The sequence below is a fragment of the Streptomyces yongxingensis genome (assembly GCF_055597465.1).
This window is the reverse complement of sequence record NZ_CM145717.1, coordinates 7,780,199-7,800,980: the sequence shown is the minus strand read 5'-3', so window position 1 is coordinate 7,800,980 and position 20,782 is coordinate 7,780,199. Positions and strand designations below refer to the sequence as shown.

The 20,782-nt window shown below is 72.0% G+C and carries 16 protein-coding genes; 6 read left to right on the top strand and 10 right to left on the bottom strand.

Annotation, left to right across the window (positions count from 1 at the left end):
* Positions 1–248 precede the first annotated feature (248 nt).
* Positions 249–2,003 (top strand): multicopper oxidase family protein, encoded by a 1,755-nt coding sequence (locus tag ACZ6TD_RS33375; RefSeq protein ID WP_471344179.1) that lies wholly within the window; start codon positions 249–251, stop codon positions 2,001–2,003.
* A gap of 153 nt (positions 2,004–2,156) precedes the next feature.
* Positions 2,157–3,911, top strand: a complete 1,755-nt coding sequence (locus ACZ6TD_RS33370; protein WP_471344177.1) for an NAD+ synthase — start codon at positions 2,157–2,159, stop codon at positions 3,909–3,911.
* 24 nt (positions 3,912–3,935) lie between these two features.
* Here the strand turns inward: ACZ6TD_RS33370 and ACZ6TD_RS33365 are convergent, their stop codons facing one another.
* The 5 genes from ACZ6TD_RS33365 to ACZ6TD_RS33345 all read right to left on the bottom strand — a co-directional run bounded on the left by ACZ6TD_RS33365 (position 3,936) and on the right by ACZ6TD_RS33345 (position 10,002).
* Positions 3,936–4,733: an alpha/beta fold hydrolase gene (locus ACZ6TD_RS33365; protein ID WP_471344174.1), complete on the bottom strand. Its 798-nt coding sequence runs from the start codon at positions 4,731–4,733 to the stop codon at positions 3,936–3,938.
* A gap of 372 nt (positions 4,734–5,105) precedes the next feature.
* Complete coding sequence (locus ACZ6TD_RS33360) at positions 5,106–6,311, bottom strand: MFS transporter (protein WP_471344172.1); 1,206 nt, start codon at positions 6,309–6,311, stop codon at positions 5,106–5,108.
* Between the two features lie 235 nt (positions 6,312–6,546).
* The gene (locus ACZ6TD_RS33355) at positions 6,547–7,572 is read right to left on the bottom strand and encodes an endonuclease/exonuclease/phosphatase family protein (RefSeq protein ID WP_471344169.1); all 1,026 of its coding nucleotides are present in this window, start codon (positions 7,570–7,572) and stop codon (positions 6,547–6,549) included.
* 199 nt (positions 7,573–7,771) lie between these two features.
* The gene (locus ACZ6TD_RS33350) at positions 7,772–8,380 is read right to left on the bottom strand and encodes a TetR/AcrR family transcriptional regulator (protein ID WP_164432731.1); all 609 of its coding nucleotides are present in this window, start codon (positions 8,378–8,380) and stop codon (positions 7,772–7,774) included.
* A complete protein-coding gene (locus tag ACZ6TD_RS33345) occupies positions 8,377–10,002 on the bottom strand; it encodes an MFS transporter (RefSeq protein WP_471344166.1) in 1,626 nt (541 codons plus the stop codon). The genes ACZ6TD_RS33350 and ACZ6TD_RS33345 overlap by 4 nt, the downstream gene beginning before the upstream one ends.
* Positions 10,003–10,172: 170 nt before the next feature.
* Here ACZ6TD_RS33345 and panB point away from each other — a divergent pair, with 170 nt between their 5' ends.
* From panB to ACZ6TD_RS33330, 3 genes are all read left to right on the top strand, one after another.
* On the top strand, positions 10,173–11,033 hold the full coding sequence (panB, locus tag ACZ6TD_RS33340; protein WP_471344163.1) for a 3-methyl-2-oxobutanoate hydroxymethyltransferase: 861 nt from the start codon (positions 10,173–10,175) through the stop codon (positions 11,031–11,033).
* A gap of 145 nt (positions 11,034–11,178) precedes the next feature.
* On the top strand, positions 11,179–12,192 hold the full coding sequence (locus ACZ6TD_RS33335; protein WP_471344160.1) for an ATP-binding cassette domain-containing protein: 1,014 nt from the start codon (positions 11,179–11,181) through the stop codon (positions 12,190–12,192).
* The gene (locus ACZ6TD_RS33330) at positions 12,189–13,013 is read left to right on the top strand and encodes an ABC transporter permease (protein WP_471344157.1); all 825 of its coding nucleotides are present in this window, start codon (positions 12,189–12,191) and stop codon (positions 13,011–13,013) included. The genes ACZ6TD_RS33335 and ACZ6TD_RS33330 overlap by 4 nt, the downstream gene beginning before the upstream one ends.
* Before the next feature lie 94 nt (positions 13,014–13,107).
* Here ACZ6TD_RS33330 and ACZ6TD_RS33325 read toward each other — a convergent pair whose 3' ends face one another.
* The gene (locus ACZ6TD_RS33325) at positions 13,108–16,482 is read right to left on the bottom strand and encodes an ATP-binding protein (protein WP_471344155.1); all 3,375 of its coding nucleotides are present in this window, start codon (positions 16,480–16,482) and stop codon (positions 13,108–13,110) included.
* A 248-nt stretch (positions 16,483–16,730) separates the two neighbouring features.
* On the opposite strand from ACZ6TD_RS33325, the gene ACZ6TD_RS33320 reads away from it, so the two are divergent.
* Positions 16,731–17,528: a site-2 protease family protein gene (locus tag ACZ6TD_RS33320; protein ID WP_471344153.1), complete on the top strand. Its 798-nt coding sequence runs from the start codon at positions 16,731–16,733 to the stop codon at positions 17,526–17,528.
* Between the two features lie 212 nt (positions 17,529–17,740).
* On the opposite strand, the gene ACZ6TD_RS33315 is transcribed toward ACZ6TD_RS33320, so the two are convergent.
* From ACZ6TD_RS33315 to ACZ6TD_RS33300, 4 genes are all read right to left on the bottom strand, one after another.
* Positions 17,741–17,932, bottom strand: a complete 192-nt coding sequence (locus ACZ6TD_RS33315) for a hypothetical protein (RefSeq protein WP_471344150.1) — start codon at positions 17,930–17,932, stop codon at positions 17,741–17,743.
* A 135-nt stretch (positions 17,933–18,067) separates the two neighbouring features.
* Positions 18,068–18,805 carry an NADPH-dependent F420 reductase gene (gene npdG / locus ACZ6TD_RS33310; protein ID WP_137977668.1) on the bottom strand — a complete coding sequence of 246 codons (738 nt, stop codon included), beginning with the start codon at positions 18,803–18,805 and terminating at the stop codon, positions 18,068–18,070.
* A gap of 47 nt (positions 18,806–18,852) precedes the next feature.
* A complete protein-coding gene (locus ACZ6TD_RS33305; protein ID WP_471344147.1) occupies positions 18,853–19,851 on the bottom strand; it encodes a carbohydrate ABC transporter permease in 999 nt (332 codons plus the stop codon).
* Entirely contained in the window at positions 19,848–20,780 is a 933-nt protein-coding gene (locus ACZ6TD_RS33300) for a carbohydrate ABC transporter permease (RefSeq protein ID WP_470011204.1), read from the bottom strand. Before ACZ6TD_RS33300 ends, ACZ6TD_RS33305 begins: the two co-directional genes overlap by 4 nt.
* Between the last annotated feature and the right edge of the window lie 2 nt (positions 20,781–20,782).

Sequence of the window (20,782 nt, the reverse complement as noted above, 5' to 3'; positions counted from 1 at the left end):
CCCCTCCGTGGCGCCTTCCGGGGCTCCATACCCCTTGGGGGTAGGCTGCCGATCAACACGATGATCAAACGGTCAGATGATGATCTGAACGGTCAGATGGAGGCGGCGATGCACCGAGGCCCCTCACCCCTGAGCCGATCGCTGATGCGGCGCATAGAGCGGCGCGTCGGCCGCCCGCACTCCCGGCGGGGCGGTGGACGCGCCGACCCTGACGCATCCGGCACACATCAGCATTGGGGTACTGACTCATGCACGAAAAGACTCGCCGTGCCGTGCTCGGCACGGGCATCGCCGCCGCCGGCAGCGGTCTGCTCGCCGCCTGTGGCTCTTCCGGCCCCCGCCCCCGCCCCCGCGCCGAAGGCCCCGACGGCATGGACGGCACCGCGATGGACGCCCCCGCCAGGCCCGGCGCGCCCGCGGACGACACCCCGGCGCAGTACGTCTCCCCCCACGGCCCGGAGGTCGCCGCGGCCGAGCGGCGGCGGGGCCCCGGCCCGGTGCGCGCCTTCCGGCTCACCGCTACCGCGACCACCCTGGACATCGGTGCCCGCAAGGTGACGTCCTGGGCGTACGAGGACCAGGTGCCGGGCCGGGAGATCCGGGTGACCGCGGGCGACACGATCGCGCTCACCCTCACCAACAACCTGCCGCAGTCCACCACCCTGCACTGGCACGGCATCCGGCTGCGCAACGACATGGACGGCGTCCCCGGAGTGACCCAGCGGCCGATCAAGACCGGCGCCGCCTTCGACTACCGCTTCACCGCGTTCTACCCGGGCACGTACTGGATCCATCCGCACTCGGGCGTCCAGCTGGACCGGGGGCTGTACGCACCGCTGATCGTGGAGGATCCGAAGGAGCCGCTGACGTACGACAAGGAGTGGGTCGTCGTCCTGGACGACTGGCTCGACGGGGTGGGCGGCCGCACCCCGGACAAGGAGTTCGAGCGGCTCAACGCGGGCAAGGGCGGCAAGGGCGGCCATGCGATGGACGACGGCTCCATGGATGCCGACGGCAAGCGCGGCGCCACGGCCACAGGCAAAGCCATGGCCAAAGCCAAAGCCAAAGCCACGGCCACGGCCACGGCCACGGCAAAAACCACGGCGACAGCCGAGCCCAAGGCGACAGCCAAGAGCACCGCCGCGGGCGGCGCCGAGCGCGACCGCGCCCGGTCCACCGCGCGGAAGAAGACCGCGCCCATGGAGAGCCGGCTGCTGGGCGGCCCCGCGGGCGATGTCACCTACCCCTACTACCTGGTCAACGGCCGCGCCCCCGAGTCCCCGCAGGTCTTCCGCGCCAAGCGCGGCGACCGGGTCCGCATCCGCATCATCAACGCGGGCGGTGACACCGCCTTCCGCGTCGCCCTCGGCGGCCACCGGATGACCGTCACCCACACCGACGGCTACCCCGTCGTACCGGCCAAGACGGACGCGCTGCTGCTGGGCATGGGCGAGCGCTACGACGTGCTGGTCACGGTCAAGGAGGGGGTCTTCCCGCTCGCCGTGATCGCCGAGGGCAAGGGGCGGTCCGCGATGGCGGTGCTGCGCACCCGTGGCAAGAACCCGGTGAAGTTCCCGCGCCCCAAGGAGCTGGACGGCGAGCTGCTCACCGCGGACCGGCTGAAGGCGGCGGAGGACGTCCGGCTGACGCCCAAGGAGCCCGACCGCATCATCCGCATGCGGCTCACCGGCTCGATGCGGAAGTGGGACTGGGCGATCAACGGCCGGCCGTACGACCCCTCGCAGCGTTATCCGGTACGGGAGGGTGAGCGGGTGCGGATCTCCTTCATCAACGGCACCGACATGTGGCATCCGGTCCATCTGCACGGCCACACCTTCGCGCTGCCGGACGGCGGCCCCCGTAAGGACACCACGGTCCTGCTGCCGCACCACAAGGTGAACGTGGACCTCGACGCCGACAACCCGGGGCTGTGGATGGTCCACTGCCACAACGTCTACCACTCGGAGTCCGGGATGATGACCGTTCTCGGTTACCAGAAGTAGCCGCTCGCGGCGGGCAAGGCCCGGCCCCCGGAGGCGACGGGGCCGGGCGTGGTTCGCCCCGGCACGGTTCGCCCGGCGTGAGACCGCGTGAGACCGGCGTGAGAAGGGAGACACCCCCGGCTATCGCGTCAGACAGACGATTACACTGGGCGCGTGCCTCAACTTCGCCTCGCTCTGAACCAGATCGACTCGACCGTCGGCGACCTCGACGGCAACACCGAATCGATACTCCACTGGACCCGGCACTCCGCCGAGCAGGGCGCCCATCTGGTGGCGTTCCCGGAGATGGTGCTGACCGGCTACCCCGTCGAGGACCTGGCGCTGCGCTCGTCCTTCGTCGAGGCGTCGCGCGCCGCGCTGCGCTCGCTCGCCGAGCGGCTGGACGCCGAGGGGCTGGGCGAGGTGCCGGTGGTCGTCGGCTACCTCGACCGCAGCGAGCGCGCCCGGCGCTACGGCCAGCCGGCCGGCTCACCGCAGAACGCGGGCGCCGTGCTGCACCGGGGCGCCGTCGCCCTGACCTTCGCCAAGCACCATCTGCCGAACTACGGGGTCTTCGACGAGTTCCGCTACTTCGTGCCCGGCGACACCCTGCCCATGGTGCGCGTCCACGGCATCGACGTGGCCCTCGCCATCTGCGAGGACCTGTGGCAGGACGGCGGCCGGGTGCCGGCCAGTTGCTCGGCGGGGGCCGGGCTGCTGCTGTCGATCAACGCCTCGCCGTACGAGCGGGAGAAGGACGACACCCGGCTGGACCTGGTGCGCAAGCGGGCCCAGGAGGCGGGCTGCACCACCGCGTACCTGGCCATGATCGGCGGCCAGGACGAGCTGGTCTTCGACGGCGACTCGATCGTCGTGGACCGGGACGGCGAAGTCATCGCGCGCGCCCCGCAGTTCGCCGAAGGCTGTGTGCTGCTCGACCTCGAGCTGCCCGCCGCCGACCCGGGCTCGGTCCCCGAGGGGGTCGTGGACGACGGCCTCCGCATCGACCACGTCACCCTCTCCGCCGAGCCGCTGCCCGCTTACGAGCCGGAGCTCGCGGGCGGCGAGGCCGAGCGGCTCGGGGACGACGAGGAGGTCTACACGGCGCTGGTCGTGGGGCTGCGGGCCTATGTGGCGAAGAACGGTTTCCGCAGTGTGCTGATCGGACTCTCCGGCGGAATCGACTCCGCACTCGTCGCCGCCATCGCCTGTGACGCGGTCGGCGCGCAGAACGTGTACGGCGTCGCGATGCCCTCGCGCTACTCCTCCGAGCACTCGATCGACGACGCCACCGAGCTGGCACGGCGCACCGGGCTGAACTTCCGCACGGTCCCGATCGCCCCGATGTTCGACGCCTATATGGGCTCCCTGGGCCTCACCGGGCTGGCCGAGGAGAACCTGCAGTCGCGGCTGCGCGGCACGATGCTGATGGCGATCTCCAACCAGGAGGGCCACATCGTCCTCGCCCCGGGCAACAAGTCCGAGCTGGCCTGCGGCTACTCCACGCTCTACGGGGACTCGGTCGGCGCGTACGGCCCGATCAAGGACGTCTACAAGACCTCCATCTTCCGGCTGGCGAAATGGCGTAACCGTGCGGCGGAAGAGCGGGGCCAGACCCCGCCCATCCCCGAGAACTCGATCACCAAGCCGCCGAGCGCCGAGCTGCGCCCCGGCCAGGTCGACACCGACTCGCTCCCCGACTACGACGTCCTCGACCGGATCCTGGAGCTGTACGTCGACCGCGACCAGGGGCGTGCCGAGATCGTGGCGGCGGGATACGACGACACGCTGGTGACCCGGATCCTGCGGCTGGTGGACACCGCCGAGTACAAGCGCCGGCAGTACCCGCCGGGCACGAAGATCTCCGCGAAGGGCTTCGGCAAGGACCGCCGGCTGCCCATCACCAACCGCTGGCGGGAGCGCGTCTGAGGCTCTTGGGCGGCGCCCTGTGAGCTATGCCTGAGCGTCCAGGAATGTCCTGATCAGGCCCAGCCACGCGTCGGGCGCCTCCGCGAACGGCAGATGGCCGGACTCCAGCTCGGCGAAGCGCGCCCCCGGGATCGCGTCCGCCACCTGGCGGTGGTGGTACGGCGTGGCCATCGTGTCCTGCGTCGTGGAGATCACCAGGGTCGGCACCCGGATCCGGCCCAGGTCCTCGCGGACGTCGATCCGGCCGACCAGCTCGACCTGGTCGATCGCGCCGGGCGGTACGGAGGCGCGGGCGCCCTCGATCACCGCGCCGAGCTGCTCGGGCGTCATCCGGTCCAGATAGGGCGCGCCCGCGCCGATGAGCGCGGTCCAGCGGGCGGTGGCCTCCTGGTCGCCCGAGCGGAGATGGCGCAGCCAGTCGTCCACCAGGAGCCGCATCCGGGCGCTGGGGTGGGCGAAGGTCGCGGTCAGGACCAGCGCGGTGACCCGCTGCGGATGGCGGGTGGCGGCGCGCAGGGCGACCGGGCCGCCGAGGGAGTATCCGGCGACGGCGAAGGTGTCCAGGCCCTCCTCGAGGGCCGTGGCCACCAGTTGGTCGGCCAGGGTGTCGAGGTCCAGCGGTCCGCTCGCGCACGGGGTGCGCCCGGAGCCGGGGTAATCGGGGCCGACCACGCGGTGGCGCTCGGCGAGACCGTCCAGGATGGGGCCGTAGTTCCCCTCGATGGAGCCGGTCCCGCCGTGGGCGAGCAGCAGTCCGGGGCCGGTGCCCCGGACGATGCGGGCCAGGGGTGAGGTGCTGGTGCTGGTGCTGGTGCTGGTCATCAGGTGGTGTCCTTACGTCTCACGGCTGATGACGGGACGCTAAAGCCTCACATGGGTGTCAAAGTCAAGCGAACGGGTCCCGGGGCCGCCCCGGGTCGCGGCCCCGGCCGCCCCGGACGACGGGGCCGGCACTCGCCGGGCAACGGAAGGCCCCCGCCGGGCGGCGGGCCCCTCGTCTCGGTTACGGCTCGGAGGCGCGCCGAAGGGCCGGCGCGGGGCTGTGTCGATATGCGGCTCCGCCGCGTGAGCGGAGCCGCGTGGTGGGGGCTTCGCCCCAGATCTCGGGGGCTGGGGCGGAGCCCCAGTTTCGGGAAGGGGCGGGGAGGGGAGCAGCCCGCCGCAGGCGTCACGGTCCGCCGGACACCCGTCAGCTCAGCGCACCTCGGACATTTGCGGCATCGACTCGCTGCTCGCGACGACCCGCGAGCCGCTCACCGGGGCCCGGTCGGTCAGGCCCGCGATCAGCGCGATCGCGAGACCGATCACCGCGAGCACCGCACCGACCAGCGTCGGGGAGGTCCAGCCCCAGCCCGCCGCGATGGCGACGCCGCCGAGCCACGCGCCACCGGCGTTGGCCAGGTTGAAGGCGGAGTGATTGGAGGCGGAGGCCAGCGTCGGGGCGTGCTGGGCCTTGTTCATCACCAGCATCTGGAGCGGGGTGGTGGTCATGAAGCCGACCGCGCCCAGCACCACGACCGACAGCAGCGCCGCCCACTTCACATGCACCGTGAAGTCGAAGACCACGAGCACGGCGGCCAGCGCCGCCAGCGAGCCGTAGAGCGTCGGCCGCAGCGCCCGGTCGGTCAGCGGACCGGCGACCAGGGCGCCCAGCGTCATGCCGATGCCGAACAGCGCCAGCACCAGGGTGACCGTCGACTCACCGAACCCGGTGACCTCGGTCATCATCGAGGCGAGGTAGCTGTAGACGGCGAAGACACCGGCGAAGCCGAAGACGGCGGTGAGCAGCCCCAGCAGCACCTGGCGGTCGCGCAGCGCGCCGAGCTCCTGGCGCAGCCCGCCGTGCTGCTCGTGGGAGACCTGCGGGACCAGCCGGGCGAGGGCGGCCATGGCGACCACGCCGATCACGGCGACGACCAGGAAGGTCGCGCGCCAGCCGAGGTGCTGGCCGAGCAGGGTGGCCACGGGGACGCCGACGATGTTGGCGATGGTCAGCCCGAGGAACATGGTGGCGACCGCGCGGGCCCGCCGATCCTCGGTCACCAGCCGCGCGGCGACCACCGCGCCGACGCCGAAGAACGCGCCGTGGGGCAGCCCGGCGAGCACCCGGCCCGCGATCAGCAGCCCGAAGTTGGGGGCGAGGGCGGAGGCGAGGTTGCCCACCGTGAAGAGCGCCATGAGCAACACGAGCATCCGCTTGCGCGGGATACGGGAACCGAGGGCGGTCAGCAGCGGAGCGCCCACCACGACTCCGATGGCGTAGGCAGAGACGAGGTATCCGGCCGTGGGCACCGAGGTGTCCAGATCATTCGCGACATTGGGCAGCAGGCCCATCATCACGAATTCGGTAGTACCAATGCCGAAGGCGCTCACAGCAAGGGCGAGCAGGGCCAGGGGCATGAGAGACCTTTCAAACGAAGGAGAAACGTGCAGGGATGCGTATGTTCTCTAGCTGAACAAAGTCTCTCACGCAGAATGTTCCCGAGGAGATCCCCAAGATGAACGGCACGTAAGATCTCGCCGGGTGCCCCGTGAGCCGTGTCACCCGACGGCTCCGAGCGGCACGGGCTCAGTACCCCAGCGGCACGGGCTCAGTACCCGAGCGGCACGGGCTCAGTACCCGAGCGGCACGGGCTCAGTAGTCGACCGACGCCGCCACCGGAAGGTGATCGCTGCCGGTCCTGGGCAGCGCCCACGCCGAGACCGGATCCAGCCCCCGCACCATGATCTGGTCGATCCGGGCCATCGGGAACGAGGCGGGCCAGCTGAAGCCGAAGCCGTCGCCCGCCGCGCCCTGGGCGGACCGCATCTGCGCGGTGACGGGGGCGAGCGCGCGGTCGTTCATGGTGCCGTTCAGATCGCCGAGCAGGATCACCTTGTTGAGCGGCTCCCGGGCGATGGCCTGGCCCAGCGCCTCGGCGCTGTCGTCGCGCTGCCCGGCGGTGAAGCCCGCGTTGAACTTCACCCGCACCGAGGGCAGATGGGCCACGTAGACACCGACCTCACCGCGCGGGGTGGCCACGGCGGTGCGCAGCGCGCGCGTCCAGCCCAGCTTGATGTCCACCGGCTTGGTCCCGGACAGCGGGTACTTGCTCCACAGCCCCACCGTGCCCTGCACCGTGTGGTAGCGGTAGGTGCCCGCCAGGGCCCGCTCGTACGTCGGCACGGCCGAGCTCGTCAGCTCCTCCAGGGCCACCACATCGGCGCCCGAGGCGGCCACGTCCTTCGCGGTGCCGGTCGGATCGGCGTTCTCCGCGTTGACGTTGTGGGTGACGACGGTCAGCTCACCGCCGCTGCCGGACTTGTCGGCGAACATCAGCCCGCCGAAGAGGTTCAGCCAGACGGCGACGGGCAGCACCAGCGCCAGCACGGCGCTCGCCGACCGCCGCACCAGGCCGAGCACCAGCAGCACCGGAAGGAACAGGCCCAGCCAGGGCAGGAAGGTCTCCAGCAGCGAGCCCAGGTTGCCCACCCGGTTGGGGATGTCGGCGTGGAAGATCATGACCAGGGCGAGCAGGACCGCGATCGCCGCCAGCACCAGTCCGCGCCGCCAGATGCCGCGATCGTTCCGGAGCCGGTCGAACAGGCGGCCGATCCGGGAGCCCGATTGCTGGGGCGCGTCCCCGAGCTGTCCCGTCTCCTGCGTGTACGCCTGCGTCATTCGCTGTCCCTCACTGCCTCAACTGCCGCGCCTTGGACTACGACCCTAGGTGATGACCAGGGCTTTTCCCGACGCCCCCGGTGGGAGTGCGCAACGCCCCCGGTGGAGGTGCTCCCCGTCCGAGGACGACGGGACGACGGCCGCGAGTTCCACGTCCCGGCCCGGGAGGGGGCGTTGTGACACAACAGGCACAAACCGCTCAGCGGCGTGGGGAGACCCCTTCGAGGACCGTGTCGACGATCCGTTCGGCCAGCCCCTCGGGCAGCTCCTTCCACTCGTGGAGCATGGCGCGGGCGAGCATCGGGCCGGTGAAGAGGTCGGCGAGCAGCTCCAGATCCACATCGGCACGGATCTCACCGCTCTCCCGCCCCCGCCGCAGCACGGCGCGCAGGCTCGCGCGGCGCGCCGCTATGACGTTCTCGTCGTAGGCCCGCCACAGCTCCTTGTGCGCGTGCATCTGGGTGATGACGCTGCGCAGCAGGGCGGAGTTGCGCTTGGCGAGCCCGCGCCGACGCATGAACTCCAGGATGGTGACGAGGTCGTCGCGCACCGAGACCCCGGCCGGCTCGGGGCTGGGCTCCTCCAGGGAGCGCAGCACATCGAGCATCAGCGCGTCCTTACCGGGCCAGCGGCGGTAGACGGTGGCCTTACCGACCCCCGCCTCGCGGGCGATCCCCTCGATCGAAAGACCGCCGACCGAGGCACCCTCCTCCAGCAGCCGCAGCGCGGCCTCGATGATCGCGGCGTCGGTGGCGGGGCTGCGGGGACGGCCGCGGAGCCTGGGCGCGGAGCTCTCCGGTGCGGTCATCGGTCGGCCGACGCCTCCTCCCGCGGATGCGGCCGCCCGTCGTCGGGGGCCTTGCCGGAGCCTTCCTTGCCGGGCAGGAAGGCCAGGACGACCAGCGCGCCGAGGACGGCGACGCCCGCCGAGCCGAGGGCGGCGATGTGCATGGCGTGGACGAAGGCGTCCTGGGCCGGGCCCACCAGCGCCTGTCCCCTGGGCCCCAGCTTCTCGGCGACCCCCATGGTGGCCTCGACGGACTCGCCCGCCGAGCGTTGTACGGAGTCGGGCAGTCCGGGCACGGCGGCCAGGGTGTCCCGGATGCGGTCGCGGTAGGCGGTGGAGAGCACCGAGCCCAGCACCGCGACCCCGAGCGCGCCGCCGACCTGCCGGAAGGTGTTGTTGAGCGCCGAGCCGGAGCCGGCCTTCTGGCGCGGCAGCGCCTGCATGATCCCGGTGGTCACCGGCGGCATGATGTGCGCCATTCCGGTGCCCTGGGCGAAGAACAGCACCTCGAGCACGACGATCGGGGTGTCCACGCCCAGCAGCAGGAACCCCGACATGGTGGCGGCCACCAGCAGCATCCCGCAGGTGCACACCGCGCGGGCGCCGAACCGCTCGACGACCAGCCGGGCGCGCGGGGCGAAGATGAGCTGCGCCACGGCCAGCGGCAGGATCAGCAGCCCGGATTCGAGGGCGCTGTAGCCGCGCACGCTCTGGGTGTAGAAGACCATGAAGAAGGTCACGCCCATGAGGGCGAAGAAGACCAGGGCGACGGCGGCGATGGCGGCGGAGAAGGCGGGGTTGCGGAAGTAGCCGATATCGATGGCCGGGTGGTCGCTGCGCTTCTCGTGCACCACGAACAGGGCCAGGACGGCGAGCCCGGCGGCGATCGAGCCCAGCACCTGGGCGTCGGTGAAGTCGGCGAGCTGGCCGCCCTTGATGATGCCGTAGACCAGCAGGACGAGCCCGACGACGGACAGCAGCACGCCCAGCGGGTCCACCCGGCCGGGCGCGGGGTCCCTGGAGTCGGGGACGAGCACCACCATCGCGATCAGTCCGACGATCACGATCGGCACATTGACGAAGAAGACCGAACCCCACCAGAAGTGTTCGAGCAGCAGTCCACCGGTGATCGGGCCGATGGCGATGGCCAGCCCCACCGCGGCGACCCAGATGCCGATCGCCTTGGCCTGCTCCTCGCGTTCGAAGACATTGACCAGGATGGCGAGGGTCGCGGGCATCACGAACGCGGCGCCGAGACCCATGAGCGCCCGGAAGCCGATGAGTTCACCGGGCGATCCGGAGAAGGCGGCGAGCACCGAGCCCGTGCCGAACACCGCCATCCCGCCGAGCAGGACCTTCTTACGGCCGATCCGGTCGCCGAGGATCCCCGCGGTGAACAGCAGCCCGGCGAAGACCAGCGTGTAGGAGTTGATCGCCCATTCGAGCTGGCTCTGGGTGGCGCCGAGCCCGGTGGGCTTCGGCGTGGCGATGGTCTTCATCGCCACGTTGAGTATCGAGTTGTCGAGGACGACGACCAGCACGCTGAACATCAGGACGACGAGGATCGCCCAGCGCCTGCGGTGGATCGCCTCCGCGACGCCGGACCCGGCCGGCGCGCCCTGGGTGCTGGGTGGGGTTGCCATGCGGCCCAGGCTAGGCGACTTACGATACGAGACCGTCTCGTATTGGAGAATCTTTGCGAGGCTTTGGGTCGATCCGGGCCCACTTTCGCCTCGGCAGGAGCCGTGCCAGCATGGGGTTGGTCCGGGGACGCCGTCAGGGCGCCTCGAGATGATGAACAGGAGCCGTAGCGATGACGCACGTCAGTCCTGCGCGAAAGCAGTCCGAGAAGGCGCTCTACGGGGGCACGGGCTCCCGCCGCATCACCGTCCGTGACATCGCGGCCGCCAAGGAGCGCGCCGAGAAGTGGCCGATGCTCACCGCCTACGACGCGATGACCGCGTCCGTCTTCGACCAGGCGGGCATCCCGGTGCTGCTGGTCGGCGACTCGATGGGCAACTGCCACCTGGGCTACGAGTCCACCGTGCCCGTCACCATGGACGAGATGGCGCTGCTGTCCGCCGCCGTGGTCCGCGGCACCCGGCGCGCCCTCGTCGTCGGCGACCTGCCCTTCGGCTCGTACCAGGAAGGCCCGGTCCAGGCGCTGCGCAACGCCACCCGCCTGGTCAAGGAGGCGGGCGTGGGCGCGGTGAAGCTGGAGGGCGGGGAGCGCTCCGCCCATCAGATCGAGCTGCTGGTCCAGTCCGGCATCCCGGTCATGGCCCACATCGGCCTGACCCCGCAGTCCGTCAACGCCTACGGCGGCTACCCCGTCCAGGGGCGCGGCGAGGAGGCGGCCCAGCAGCTCCTGCGGGACGCCAAGGCGGTCCAGGACGCGGGCGCCTTCGCGGTCGTCCTGGAGCTGGTCCCGGCCGAGCTGGCCGCCGAGGTGACCCGGTCGCTGCACATCGCCACCGTCGGCATCGGCGCAGGTCCGGACTGCGACGCCCAGGTGCTGGTGTGGACGGACATGGCGGGCATGACCGACGGCCGGGTGCCGCGCTTCGTCAAGCAGTACGCCGAGCTGCGGCAGGGCCTGGGCGACGCGGCACGGGCCTTCGCGGAGGACGTCGTCGGCGGGGCCTACCCGGCCGAGGAGCACTCCTTCCACTGAGACCACACCGGAGCCCCGCTGAGCACCACGCCGTCAGGCGCCAGGAGCCACCGCGGTACAACGACAGCCCGCCGATCTTCCCCCGTCGGCGGGCTGTCTGCCGCTTGTCGGTGGTCTGTCGGTGGCGGCTGTCATCGTGGGCGGCATGACGCGACGGGAACACAGGATCAGGGACGGCAACGCCGTCGAAGTTCGGGGGCTGGTCAAGCACTTCGGTGACACCAAGGCCGTCGACGGAGTGGATCTGGACGTGCCGGAGGGCACCGTCCTGGGGGTGCTGGGCCCCAATGGCGCCGGTAAGACGACACTCGTCCGGTGTCTGTCCACCCTGCTGGTGCCGGACGCCGGCACCGCGGTGGTGGCCGGGTACGACGTGGTGCGCCAGCCCCGGCAGTTGCGCCGCACCATCGGGCTGACCGGGCAGTACGCCTCGGTCGACGAGAAGCTCCCCGGCTGGGAGAACCTCTACATGATCGGGCGGCTGCTCGATCTCTCCCGCAAGGAGGCCCGTGCGCGGGCGGACGCCATGCTCGAGCGGTTCTCGCTCACCGAGGCGGGCAAGCGGCGGGTGCGCACCTACTCCGGCGGTATGCGCCGCCGGCTGGACCTGGCCGCGTCCATGATCGGCCGGCCGTCGGTGCTCTATCTGGACGAGCCCACCACCGGTCTGGACCCGCACTCCCGCAACGAGGTGTGGGACGAGGTCCGGCGGATGGTCGCCGACGGCGCCACCGTGCTGCTGACCACCCAGTACATGGAGGAGGCCGAGCAGCTCGCCGACAACCTGACGGTGATCGACCGGGGCCAGGTCATCGCCAACGGCCGGGTGCACGAGCTCAAGGCCAAGATCGGCGGCCGCACCCTGCAGATCCGCCCGTCCGACCCCGGTGAGCTGCACCGCATGGTCGGCGCCATCAGCCAGGCGGGGCTCGACGGCATCGGCGGCGCGATCGCCGACGTCGAGGAGGGCCAGGTCAATGTGCCCATCGCCAGCGATGAGCAACTGACCGCCCTGATCGGTCTGCTCGGTGAGCGCGGCTTCGCGATCTCCGGGATCCACACCCAACTGCCCAGCCTGGACGAGGTCTTCCTGGCCATCACCGGCCGGAAGGCGTCCACACCGCAGGACGACAAGAAGCTGGAAGAGGTCGCCGCGTGAGTACGGCCACGATGACCGCGCCCGTGGGGGGAAAGAGCGACGGCCGGATCGGCCTCCGCGCCAATCTGCGCCACATCGGCGCGCTGGTGCGGCGCTATACCATGCAGATCAGGTACGAACCGTTCGCGATGTTCGACGCCCTGGCGATGCCGATCGTCTTCGCGCTGCTGTTCACCTATGTCTTCGGTGGCGCGATGACGGGCGGCAACCGCTCCGAGTACGTCAACTACTTCATTCCCGGTCTGATGGCGATGGGCGGGCTCAACATCGCGATGTCGATCGGCATCGGCGTCAATGACGACTTCAGCAAGGGCGTCATGGACCGCTTCCGCACGATGCCGATCGCCCGCTCCTCGGTGCTGATCGCCAAGCTGATCGTGGAGAGCGGCCGGATGCTGGTGTCCACCATCATCCTGCTGATCATGGGCTTCATCATGGGCTTCGAGCTCGAGACCGGCCCCCTGGAGCTGCTGGCCGCGGTGGCCCTGTCCGTGGTCTTCGGATCCTCTCTGACCTGGATCTTCATGCTGCTGGGGATGTCGCTGAGCACCCCGCAGGCGGTCAGCGGCATGGGCTTCCTGGTGATGATGCCGCTGCAGTTCGGCTCGTCCATCTTCGCCCCGACCGCCACCATGCCGGGGTGGCTGCGGTCCTTCACCGAGTACAACCCGCTGTCCCGGCTCGCGGACGCCGCACGGGCGCTGACCAGCGGCCACGGCGCGGTGGCCGAACCGGTGATGGTGACCCTGGGGTGGGCGGTGGCCCTCACGGTGGTCGTGGCGCCGCTCGCGGTGCGCAGGTTCCGCAACAAGACGAGCTGACGGTCCGCGGACCGCGGCCACCGGCAGGGCGCGTCCTGCGGGGGGACGCGCCCTGCCGGTCGGCATGTCGCCGCCGGACCCCGGGCGGGCCCGCTCAGAGCAGTGCGGTGGCCTCCTCCAGCGTGAGGCCGGTGCCCTCGGCGTGGGCCCGCTCGTACGCGGCGTCCCCGAGCTCGGCCCGCGCCGCGGCCTCGGTGCGCTCCCGGCCCGTCAGCTCGACGGCGGACTTCCGGTAGTACTGCGCCTTGCGCAGCGCGTCGTACGCCCCCACCAGCCGCGCCGCAGTACCGGCCCGCTCGGCGCCGCCGAGGCCGCTCAGCGCCTCGGCCCCGGTGAGCAACTGGGTCACCGGGATGTACGGCGCGATGAGGTCCGTCATCGCGCCGCCGCACTTCGCCAGCGCACCGCGCACCCTCTCCAGGGCGTCGCCCGGCCGTCCCTCCAACAGGTCCAGCCAGGCCAGCATCCCCTCCACCATGCCCGCGAACAGCCGCAGCGACCGGCCCTCGAACTCCCCGTGCAGCGTGACCAGCAGGGCCCGTGCCTCCGCGACGCGGCCCGTGGACCCGCAGCGCAGCGCCAGATGGATCCGGGCGTACGACAGCGCCTCGGCGCCCACGTGCTGCCGCTGCCCGACCACCTCGCGCAGGATCCGCTCGCCCTCCGCGGCCTCCTCCTCGTCGCCCAGCTCCACGAAGACCCCGGCCAGCCGGGAGCGGAGGAACAGCACCTGCTCATGGGCCCCGAGCTCCTGGGCGCAGCGGATCGCCGCGCGGTAGTCCTCGGCCGCGGCCGCGCCCTCGCCGCGCTGCTCCCGTGTCTCACCGCGGCCGGCCAGCGCCTCCGCCGTGCCCCATACGTCACCGAGCCGGCGGAAGATCTCCAGGGCCTCGTCGGCGTCGCGGATCGCGCCCTGGTGCTCGCCTCTGCGCTCGTTGTGCACCCTGGCCCGCAGTTGGAGGTTGAACGCCAGCTCCCACGCGTAGCCCAGCTCCCGGCAGGTGCGCACCGCCTCGTCGGCCATCCCCCGCAGCAGGCCGAAGTCACCCTTGAGGATCACCGCGAAGAACCACAGCACGCCCGGGAGACGGCAGGTCTGGGGCAGCCCCGGCCGGTAGGCGGAGACGATGCCCTCCAACTCGCGCCGGGTGTCGCCGCCCACCATGGCCTGGAGGTCGCCCTCGATGTTGGACAGCGCGAACAGCCGCACCCCGCGCCGCGCCTCCTCCAGCAGCTCGGGCTCCATCGGCGGCGGGGCGGCGGTACAGCTCACGTACAGCGGCGGCGCGGGGGTCACGGGCGGCGCGAAGGGGCTCGGCCCGAGCTCGGCCGCGGCGGTCGCCCAGTGGTGGGCCTCGACGCGGTGGCCGCGCAGATGCCAGAACCAGCCGAGCGAGAGCACCAGGCACAGCGCCTCCTGCTCGTCGCGGGCGGCCACGGCCCGGCGCAGCGCGGTGCGCAGGTTCTCGTGCTCGGTCTCCAGCCGGAGGAGCCAGTGGCGCTGTGCCGGGCCGCGCAGCAGCGGGTCGGCGGTACGGGCCAGCTCCCGGTAGGCGACGAGGTGGCGGCGTTCGACCGCGGCCCGCTCGCCGGACTCGTCCAGCCGCTCCGCCGCGTACTCGGCGACGGTCTCCAGCAGCCGGTAGCGCATGTCCCCGTCCGCCCCGGGCTCCGGTCCGGGTGCCGTTCCGGGTGCCGTTCCGGGCGCGGTGACGACAAGCGATTTATCGACAAGGGAACCGAGCAGGGCGGCCACATCGCGGGGGTCCACGGCCCCGGCGTGCTCTTCGGTGTCCCCGCACACCGCCTCCGCCTCGGCCAGCCCGCAGCCGCCCGCGAAGACGGACAGCCGGGCGAGCACGGTGCGTTCGGGGGCGTCGAGCAGGCCCCAGGACCAGTCGACGACCGCGCGCAGGGTCTGCTGGCGGGGCAGCGCCGTACGGCTGCCGCTGGTCAGGAGGCGGAAGCGGTCGTCAAGCCGGTCGGCGAGCTGCCGCGGGGTGAGCAGCCGCAGCCGCGCGGCGGCCAGCTCGATCGCCAGCGGCAGCCCGTCGAGGCGGCGGCAGATCTCGGCACACGCGGCCGGGTCGTCCTCGGTACGGAACCCGGGCCGGGCCGCCGCGCCCCGGTCCTGGAGCAGCCGCAGCGCGACGGGGTCGGGCAGCGGCTCCACGGGGCGCACCAACTCGCCGGGGACGCCCAGGGGTTCGCGGCTGGTGGCCAGGATGGTGACCCCGGGGCACTGGGCGAGCAGGGACTCGGCGAGGTGGGCCGCGGCCGCCACGAGGTGTTCGCAGTTGTCGAGCACGATCAGCATCCGGCGCGGGGCGCAGTGCTCGATCAGCCGAGCGCGCGGATCGTGCAGGGTCGGGTCGGTCGCGGCGCGCAGCCCCTCGGCCGCCGTGCCGAGGATGACCGTCTCGCGCGCCCCGAGCGCGCTGAGGACCGTCTCCGGAACGGTCTCGGGGTCGTCCACGGGCGCGAGCTCGGCCAGCCACACCCCGTCCGGCCAGCCGGGCGCGACCGACTCGGCGGCCTCCTGCGACAGCCGCGTCTTCCCGGCCCCGCCGGGCCCGAGGAGCGTGATCAGCCGGTGCTCGGCCAGATCGCCGCGCAGGGCCGCCAGATCGGCCTCGCGCCCGACGAAGCTGGTCAGCCGGGCCCGCAGATTGCCACCGCCGGTGCGGGCGGGACCGGCCGGTACGGGCTCCGGGGAACCGGGTCCCGACGGCCCGGGAACCCCCTCACCGGTCACCGCCAGCAGCTCGGCGTGGAGCGCCCGCAGCTCCGGCCCCGGATCGGCGCCCAGCCGCTCGGCGATCTCCGTACGGATCGCCTCGTACGCGGCCAGCGCCTCCGCCACCCGCCCCACGTCCCGCAGGGCACGGATGCGCAGCGCGTGCAGCGGCTCGTCCAGGGGATGGGCGTCGCAGAGCCCGGTGAGCGCGGGGAGGGCGTGGTCGGCGCGGCCGAGGGCGAGGTCGGCGGCGAGCCGGGCGCGCCGCGCGTCCAGCCGTCGCGCCTCGGCGCGGGCGGCGGGCGCGGTGGCGTCGGGCAGATCGCTGAGCGCGGGCCCGCGCCACAGGGCGAGGGCGGCGTCGAGCAGATCGACGGCCTTGGCCGGATCGCCGTCGGCGAGGGCGCGGGCGCCCTCCTCCGCGAGCCGTTCGAAGCGGTGCAGATCGACGTCGTCGGGGTCGGCGCTCAGCCGGTACCCGCCCGGAACGGACTCCACGGCGTCCCTGCCGAGCGCCCGCCGCAGCCGCCCGACCAGCGCCTGCAACGCACCGTGCTCGTCGGCGGGCGGATCGGTGTCCCAGATCTCCCCGATGAGCGCTCCGGTGGTCCGCGCCCGCCCGGGCGCCAGCGCGAGCGCCGCCAGCAGCGCACGCAGCCGCGCCCCGCCGACGTCCACGGGGGTGCCGTCGTCATGGCGGGCCTGGGTGGTGCCGAGGATGCCGTAGCGCACGGGCCCATTCTGATGGATGGCCCGCCGGGCGAGGCATCGGCCTCGGACGCGCGGGAACGGTGACGGGCCGCGGGAACGGCGACGGGCCGCGGGAACGGCGACGGGTCGAGGGAACGGCGACGGGTCGAGGACGGGCGTCCGCGGGCGCGTGGCACTGATCACATCTGTGCCTCCCGGCCCGGAACTCCGCGCACACTGTCCGTCGTTTCCCCCTCAGCGCTCACCAGCCCGTATGGAGACCCCACCCGATGACCACCGCAGTCAGCCGCCGTGACCGGCGTATCAGCCCCGTCTTCCTCGGTCTGTTCGCGATCATGGTCGTGTCCGCGTGGGCCGTGTGGACGGAGTACTCCGCGAGCCCCGGCTTCGCCGTGTTCCTGTTCGTGGTCTCGGGGTGGATCGTCTCCCTGTGCCTGCATGAGTACGCCCATGCGCGCACCGCGCTGCACGGCGGGGACCTGACGATCGGCGCGAAGGGCTATCTGACCCTCAACCCGTTGAAGTACACCCATGTGGCGCTGAGCATCGTGCTGCCCGTGATCTTCGTGATCATGGGCGGGATCGGGCTGCCGGGCGGGGCGGTGTTCATCGAGCGGCACCGGATCCGGGGGCGGTGGAAGCACAGCCTGATCTCGGCCGCGGGGCCGCTGACGAATGTGCTGTTCGCGGCCGCGCTGACCGCGCCGTTCTGGCTCGGCGCCACCGACCGGGTGCCGGAGCTCTTCCGCTACGCGCTCGCGTTCCTGGCGCTGCTCCAGGTCACGGCCGCGATCCTTAACTTCCTGCCGGTGCCGGGCCTGGACGGGTACGGGGTGATCGAGCCGTGGCTGTCCTACCGCATCCGGCGCCAGGTCGAGCCGTACGCGCCGTTCGGGCTGCTCGCGGTCTTCGGGATCCTGTGGATACCCGAGGTCAACCAGGGGTTCTTCGATGCGATCGACGCGGTGATGCGGGCCCTGGGCGTATCGGCGTGGGACACCTACTGGGGGCAGGAGTTCTTCCGCTTCTGGCAGGGCGAGCCCGATATCGCGGGGTTCCGCTCCTAGGGGGCGCCTGCGGCGGGCTGTTCCCCTCCCCGCCCCTTCCCGTATCCAGGGGCTCCGCCCCTGGATCCCGGACGCCCTTCGGGCGTGTCCTCAATCGCCGGACGGGCTGAAATCAGCCCCTCCGGCGATTGAGGAGCGGGGTCTGGGGCGGAGCCCCAGTTGTGGGAAGGGGCGGGGAGGGGAACAAGCCCGCCGCAGGCGCCCCCGTGGCCTCAGCCCGCCGCGCCCGTGCTGCTCTCGCGGTCGGCGCGGGCCTTGCGGAGGTAGTACCAGGCCATGTTGGACGAGATACCGGCGATCAGGATCCAGACGATGCCGAGCCAGCTCCCCCGCGCGAAGGACACGACGGCCGCGGCGATCGCGAGCACGCAGACGGCCAGGGTGTAGAGGGCGAGGCGGGGCATGGGGTCGGCTCCTGTCGGGGGGTGTGTCACTCCCCGCCATTGTCCCCCATGCGCCGCCGGAGGGGCCGGGCGCCCCGGATGTGGGCCAGGGCCCTTCTGACGGATCTCCGCGGCGTCGCGACGCCCGGCACGCCCTCAGACGTCCGTGACGCGCAGGCCCGCGTGGGCCTTGTAGCGGCGGTTGACCGAGATCAGATTGGCCACCAGGGACTCCACCTGGTGGGCGTTGCGCAGCCGGCCCGCGTAGACCCCGCGCATGCCCGGGATGCGGGCCGCGAGCGCCTGGACCACGTCGGTGTCGGCGCGCGACTCGCCCAGGACCATCACATCGGTGTCGATCTGCTCGACCTCCGGGTCCTGGAGCAGCACGGCCGAGAGGTGGTGGAAGGCCGCGGTGACCCGGGAGTCCGGCAGCAGGGCGGCGGCCTGCTCGGCCGCGCTGCCCTCCTCCGGCCGCAGCGCGTACGCGCCCTTCTTGTCGAAGCCCAGCGGGTTGACGCAGTCGATGACCAGCTTGCCGCCGAGCTCCTCGCGCAGCCCCTCCAGCGTCTTGGCGTGGCCGTCCCACGGGACGGCCACGATGACGATGTCGCTGCGGCGCGAGCACTCGGCGTTGTCCGCGCCCTCGATGCCGAGCTCCGCACCGCCCAGCTCCCGCGCCGCGGTCTGCGCGCGCTCGGCGGCGCGCGAGCCGATGATCACCTTCTGGCCGGCCCGGGCCAGCCGGTAGGCGAGGCCGCGGCCCTGGTCGCCGGTGCCGCCGAGGACACCGACGGTCAGGCCGGACACATCGGGGAGGTCCCAGGGGTCCTTGGCCGGGGCCTTCTTCGCGGGGGCGCCGGACGCGGAGTTCGTGGCATCAGGAGTAGTCATGACAGTGATCCTGTCACGCACCGCGGTCACCTTCACGGTGACGTCTCTTACGCTTTGACACTCCCCTCCGTCAGCCCTGTGCGCCAGTACCGCTGGAGTACGCCCATCAGCACCATCAGCGGCAGGACGGACAGGAACGCCCCGCCGACCGTGTACTGGTACAGCTCCGGCTGCCGGTCCGCGTACCCCTGCCAGGCCGTCAGACCGAGCTGGATCGGATAGAGGTCGGAGTCGGAGAGCATGACCAGCGGCAGAAAGAAGTTGTTCCAGATGTGCACGAACTGGAACAGGAAGACGGTCACCAGCGCCGGGGTCATCAGCCGCAGCCCCAGCGTGGAGAAGATCCGGGCCTCCCCCGCGCCGTCGATCCGCGCCGCCTCCAGGAGGGAGTCCGGGACGGCGGCGGCCGCGTAGATCCGGCACAGATAGACCCCGAACGGGCTGACCACGCTGGGGATCAGCACGGCCCAGTAGGTGTTGGCCAGACCGATCTCGCTGAAGAGCAGATACAGCGGGAGGGCGAGTGCCGTGCCCGGGATCAGCACTCCGGCCAGGATGACGTTGAAGACACCCTCCCGGCCGGGGAAGCGGTACTTGGCCAGGGCGTAGCCGGCCGCGGCCGACAGCAGGGTGGCCGCGAGCGCGCCGACGCCCGCGTACATCAGGCTGTTGGCGAACCACCGGGCGTAGATGCCGTCGTCGTAGGTGAGCACCCGGTGCAGATAGTCCAGCGGATGCGGGTCGTGGAACCAGAAGCCGAAGGTGCCGAAGAGATCGCTGCTGGACTTGGTGGAGGAGACCACGAGCCAGTAGACGGGGGTCAGGAAGTAGAGGGCGGCGACGGTGAGCAGCGAGACGGTGATGATCCGGTGCCGCAAGGGGGGTTCCAGCCCCTCCCGGCCCTTCGCCGCCCGGCGGCGGCCCGCACCGGGCCGGGCGCCTGGCGGGGCCGCCTCGGGCCCTCGCCGGGGCGCGGCCTCGCCCCCGGCCTCGTCCCCGGGCTCGCCGGCGACCACGCCGCCGGTCAGGTCGTTCGCCTCGCTCATCCGCTCTCGCCGTCCTTCCCCCGCTGGCCCACGAGCCTCAGGAAGCCGAAGGACAGCACGCAGGCGACGAGGGCGAGCAGCACCGCCTCGGCCGCCGCGATGTGCTGGTTGTTGCTGGTGAACGCCTCGTTGTAGGCGGCCAGATTGGGGGTGTAGCCGGAGTCGATGGAGTTGCTCAGCGGTTTGAGCACCTTCGGTTCGGCGAAGAGCTGGAGGGTGCCGATGAGGCTGAAGACGGTGGTGAGCACGAGCGCGGGCCGGATCAGCGGGAGCTTGATGTGCCGGGCCACCTGCCAGGCACTGGCCCCGTCGATCCGCGCCGCCTCGTACAGCTCGCCGGGGACGGCCTTGAGCTGGGCGATCAGCACCAGCATGTTGTAGCCGGTGAACTGCCAGGTGACGATGTTGGCGATGGACCACAGGACCGCCCCGCGGCCCAGGAAGTCCACGTTCCAGCCCACCGAATCGGCCATCTCCACCAGCGGGCTGATCCCGGGGACGTAGAGGAAGCCCCACAGGATCGAGGCGATCACGCCCGGCACGCCGTACGGCAGGAAGAAGGCGGTCCGGAAGAAGCCGACCCAGCGCGCGGACGCCGCGTCCAGCAGCAGCGCCAGCGCGGTGGCGAAGGCGATCATCACCGGGATCTGGACGGCGCCGAAGAGCAGCACCCGCCCGAAGCCCGCCGTGAACCGGTCGTCCTCCAGGGCGTGGGCGTAGTTGGACAGGCCCGCCCACACCTGCTTGGTCTCCCCGCCGAGGCCGAGCGGCCCGGTGCGCTCGACCTTCAGCAGGCTCTCGTAGAGGGCGTAGGCGATCGGGGCGATGAAGCACAGCAGGAAGAGGGCGAGGAAGGGCAGCAGGAACCCGGACGCCGCCCGGGCGCTGCGTGCCTCGGTCCTGGTGAGGCGGCGGGGGGCTCCTCTCATCC

What these genes read in the sequence shown, in the direction of transcription:
- ACZ6TD_RS33305 (WP_471344147.1), bottom strand. Translation starts at nt 19,851, where the DNA reads ATGAGCGAGGCGAACGACCTGACCGGCGGCGTGGTCGCCGGCGAGCCC.
- panB (WP_471344163.1), top strand. Translation starts at nt 10,173, where the DNA reads ATGACGCACGTCAGTCCTGCGCGAAAGCAGTCCGAGAAGGCGCTCTAC.
- ACZ6TD_RS33315 (WP_471344150.1), bottom strand. Translation starts at nt 17,932, where the DNA reads ATGCCCCGCCTCGCCCTCTACACCCTGGCCGTCTGCGTGCTCGCGATC.
- ACZ6TD_RS33345 (WP_471344166.1), bottom strand. Translation starts at nt 10,002, where the DNA reads ATGGCAACCCCACCCAGCACCCAGGGCGCGCCGGCCGGGTCCGGCGTC.
- ACZ6TD_RS33320 (WP_471344153.1), top strand. Translation starts at nt 16,731, where the DNA reads ATGACCACCGCAGTCAGCCGCCGTGACCGGCGTATCAGCCCCGTCTTC.
- ACZ6TD_RS33350 (WP_164432731.1), bottom strand. Translation starts at nt 8,380, where the DNA reads ATGACCGCACCGGAGAGCTCCGCGCCCAGGCTCCGCGGCCGTCCCCGC.
- ACZ6TD_RS33355 (WP_471344169.1), bottom strand. Translation starts at nt 7,572, where the DNA reads ATGACGCAGGCGTACACGCAGGAGACGGGACAGCTCGGGGACGCGCCC.
- ACZ6TD_RS33365 (WP_471344174.1), bottom strand. Translation starts at nt 4,733, where the DNA reads ATGACCAGCACCAGCACCAGCACCAGCACCTCACCCCTGGCCCGCATC.
- ACZ6TD_RS33360 (WP_471344172.1), bottom strand. Translation starts at nt 6,311, where the DNA reads ATGCCCCTGGCCCTGCTCGCCCTTGCTGTGAGCGCCTTCGGCATTGGT.
- ACZ6TD_RS33300 (WP_470011204.1), bottom strand. Translation starts at nt 20,780, where the DNA reads ATGAGAGGAGCCCCCCGCCGCCTCACCAGGACCGAGGCACGCAGCGCC.
- ACZ6TD_RS33335 (WP_471344160.1), top strand. Translation starts at nt 11,179, where the DNA reads ATGACGCGACGGGAACACAGGATCAGGGACGGCAACGCCGTCGAAGTT.
- ACZ6TD_RS33375 (WP_471344179.1), top strand. Translation starts at nt 249, where the DNA reads ATGCACGAAAAGACTCGCCGTGCCGTGCTCGGCACGGGCATCGCCGCC.
- npdG (WP_137977668.1), bottom strand. Translation starts at nt 18,805, where the DNA reads ATGACTACTCCTGATGCCACGAACTCCGCGTCCGGCGCCCCCGCGAAG.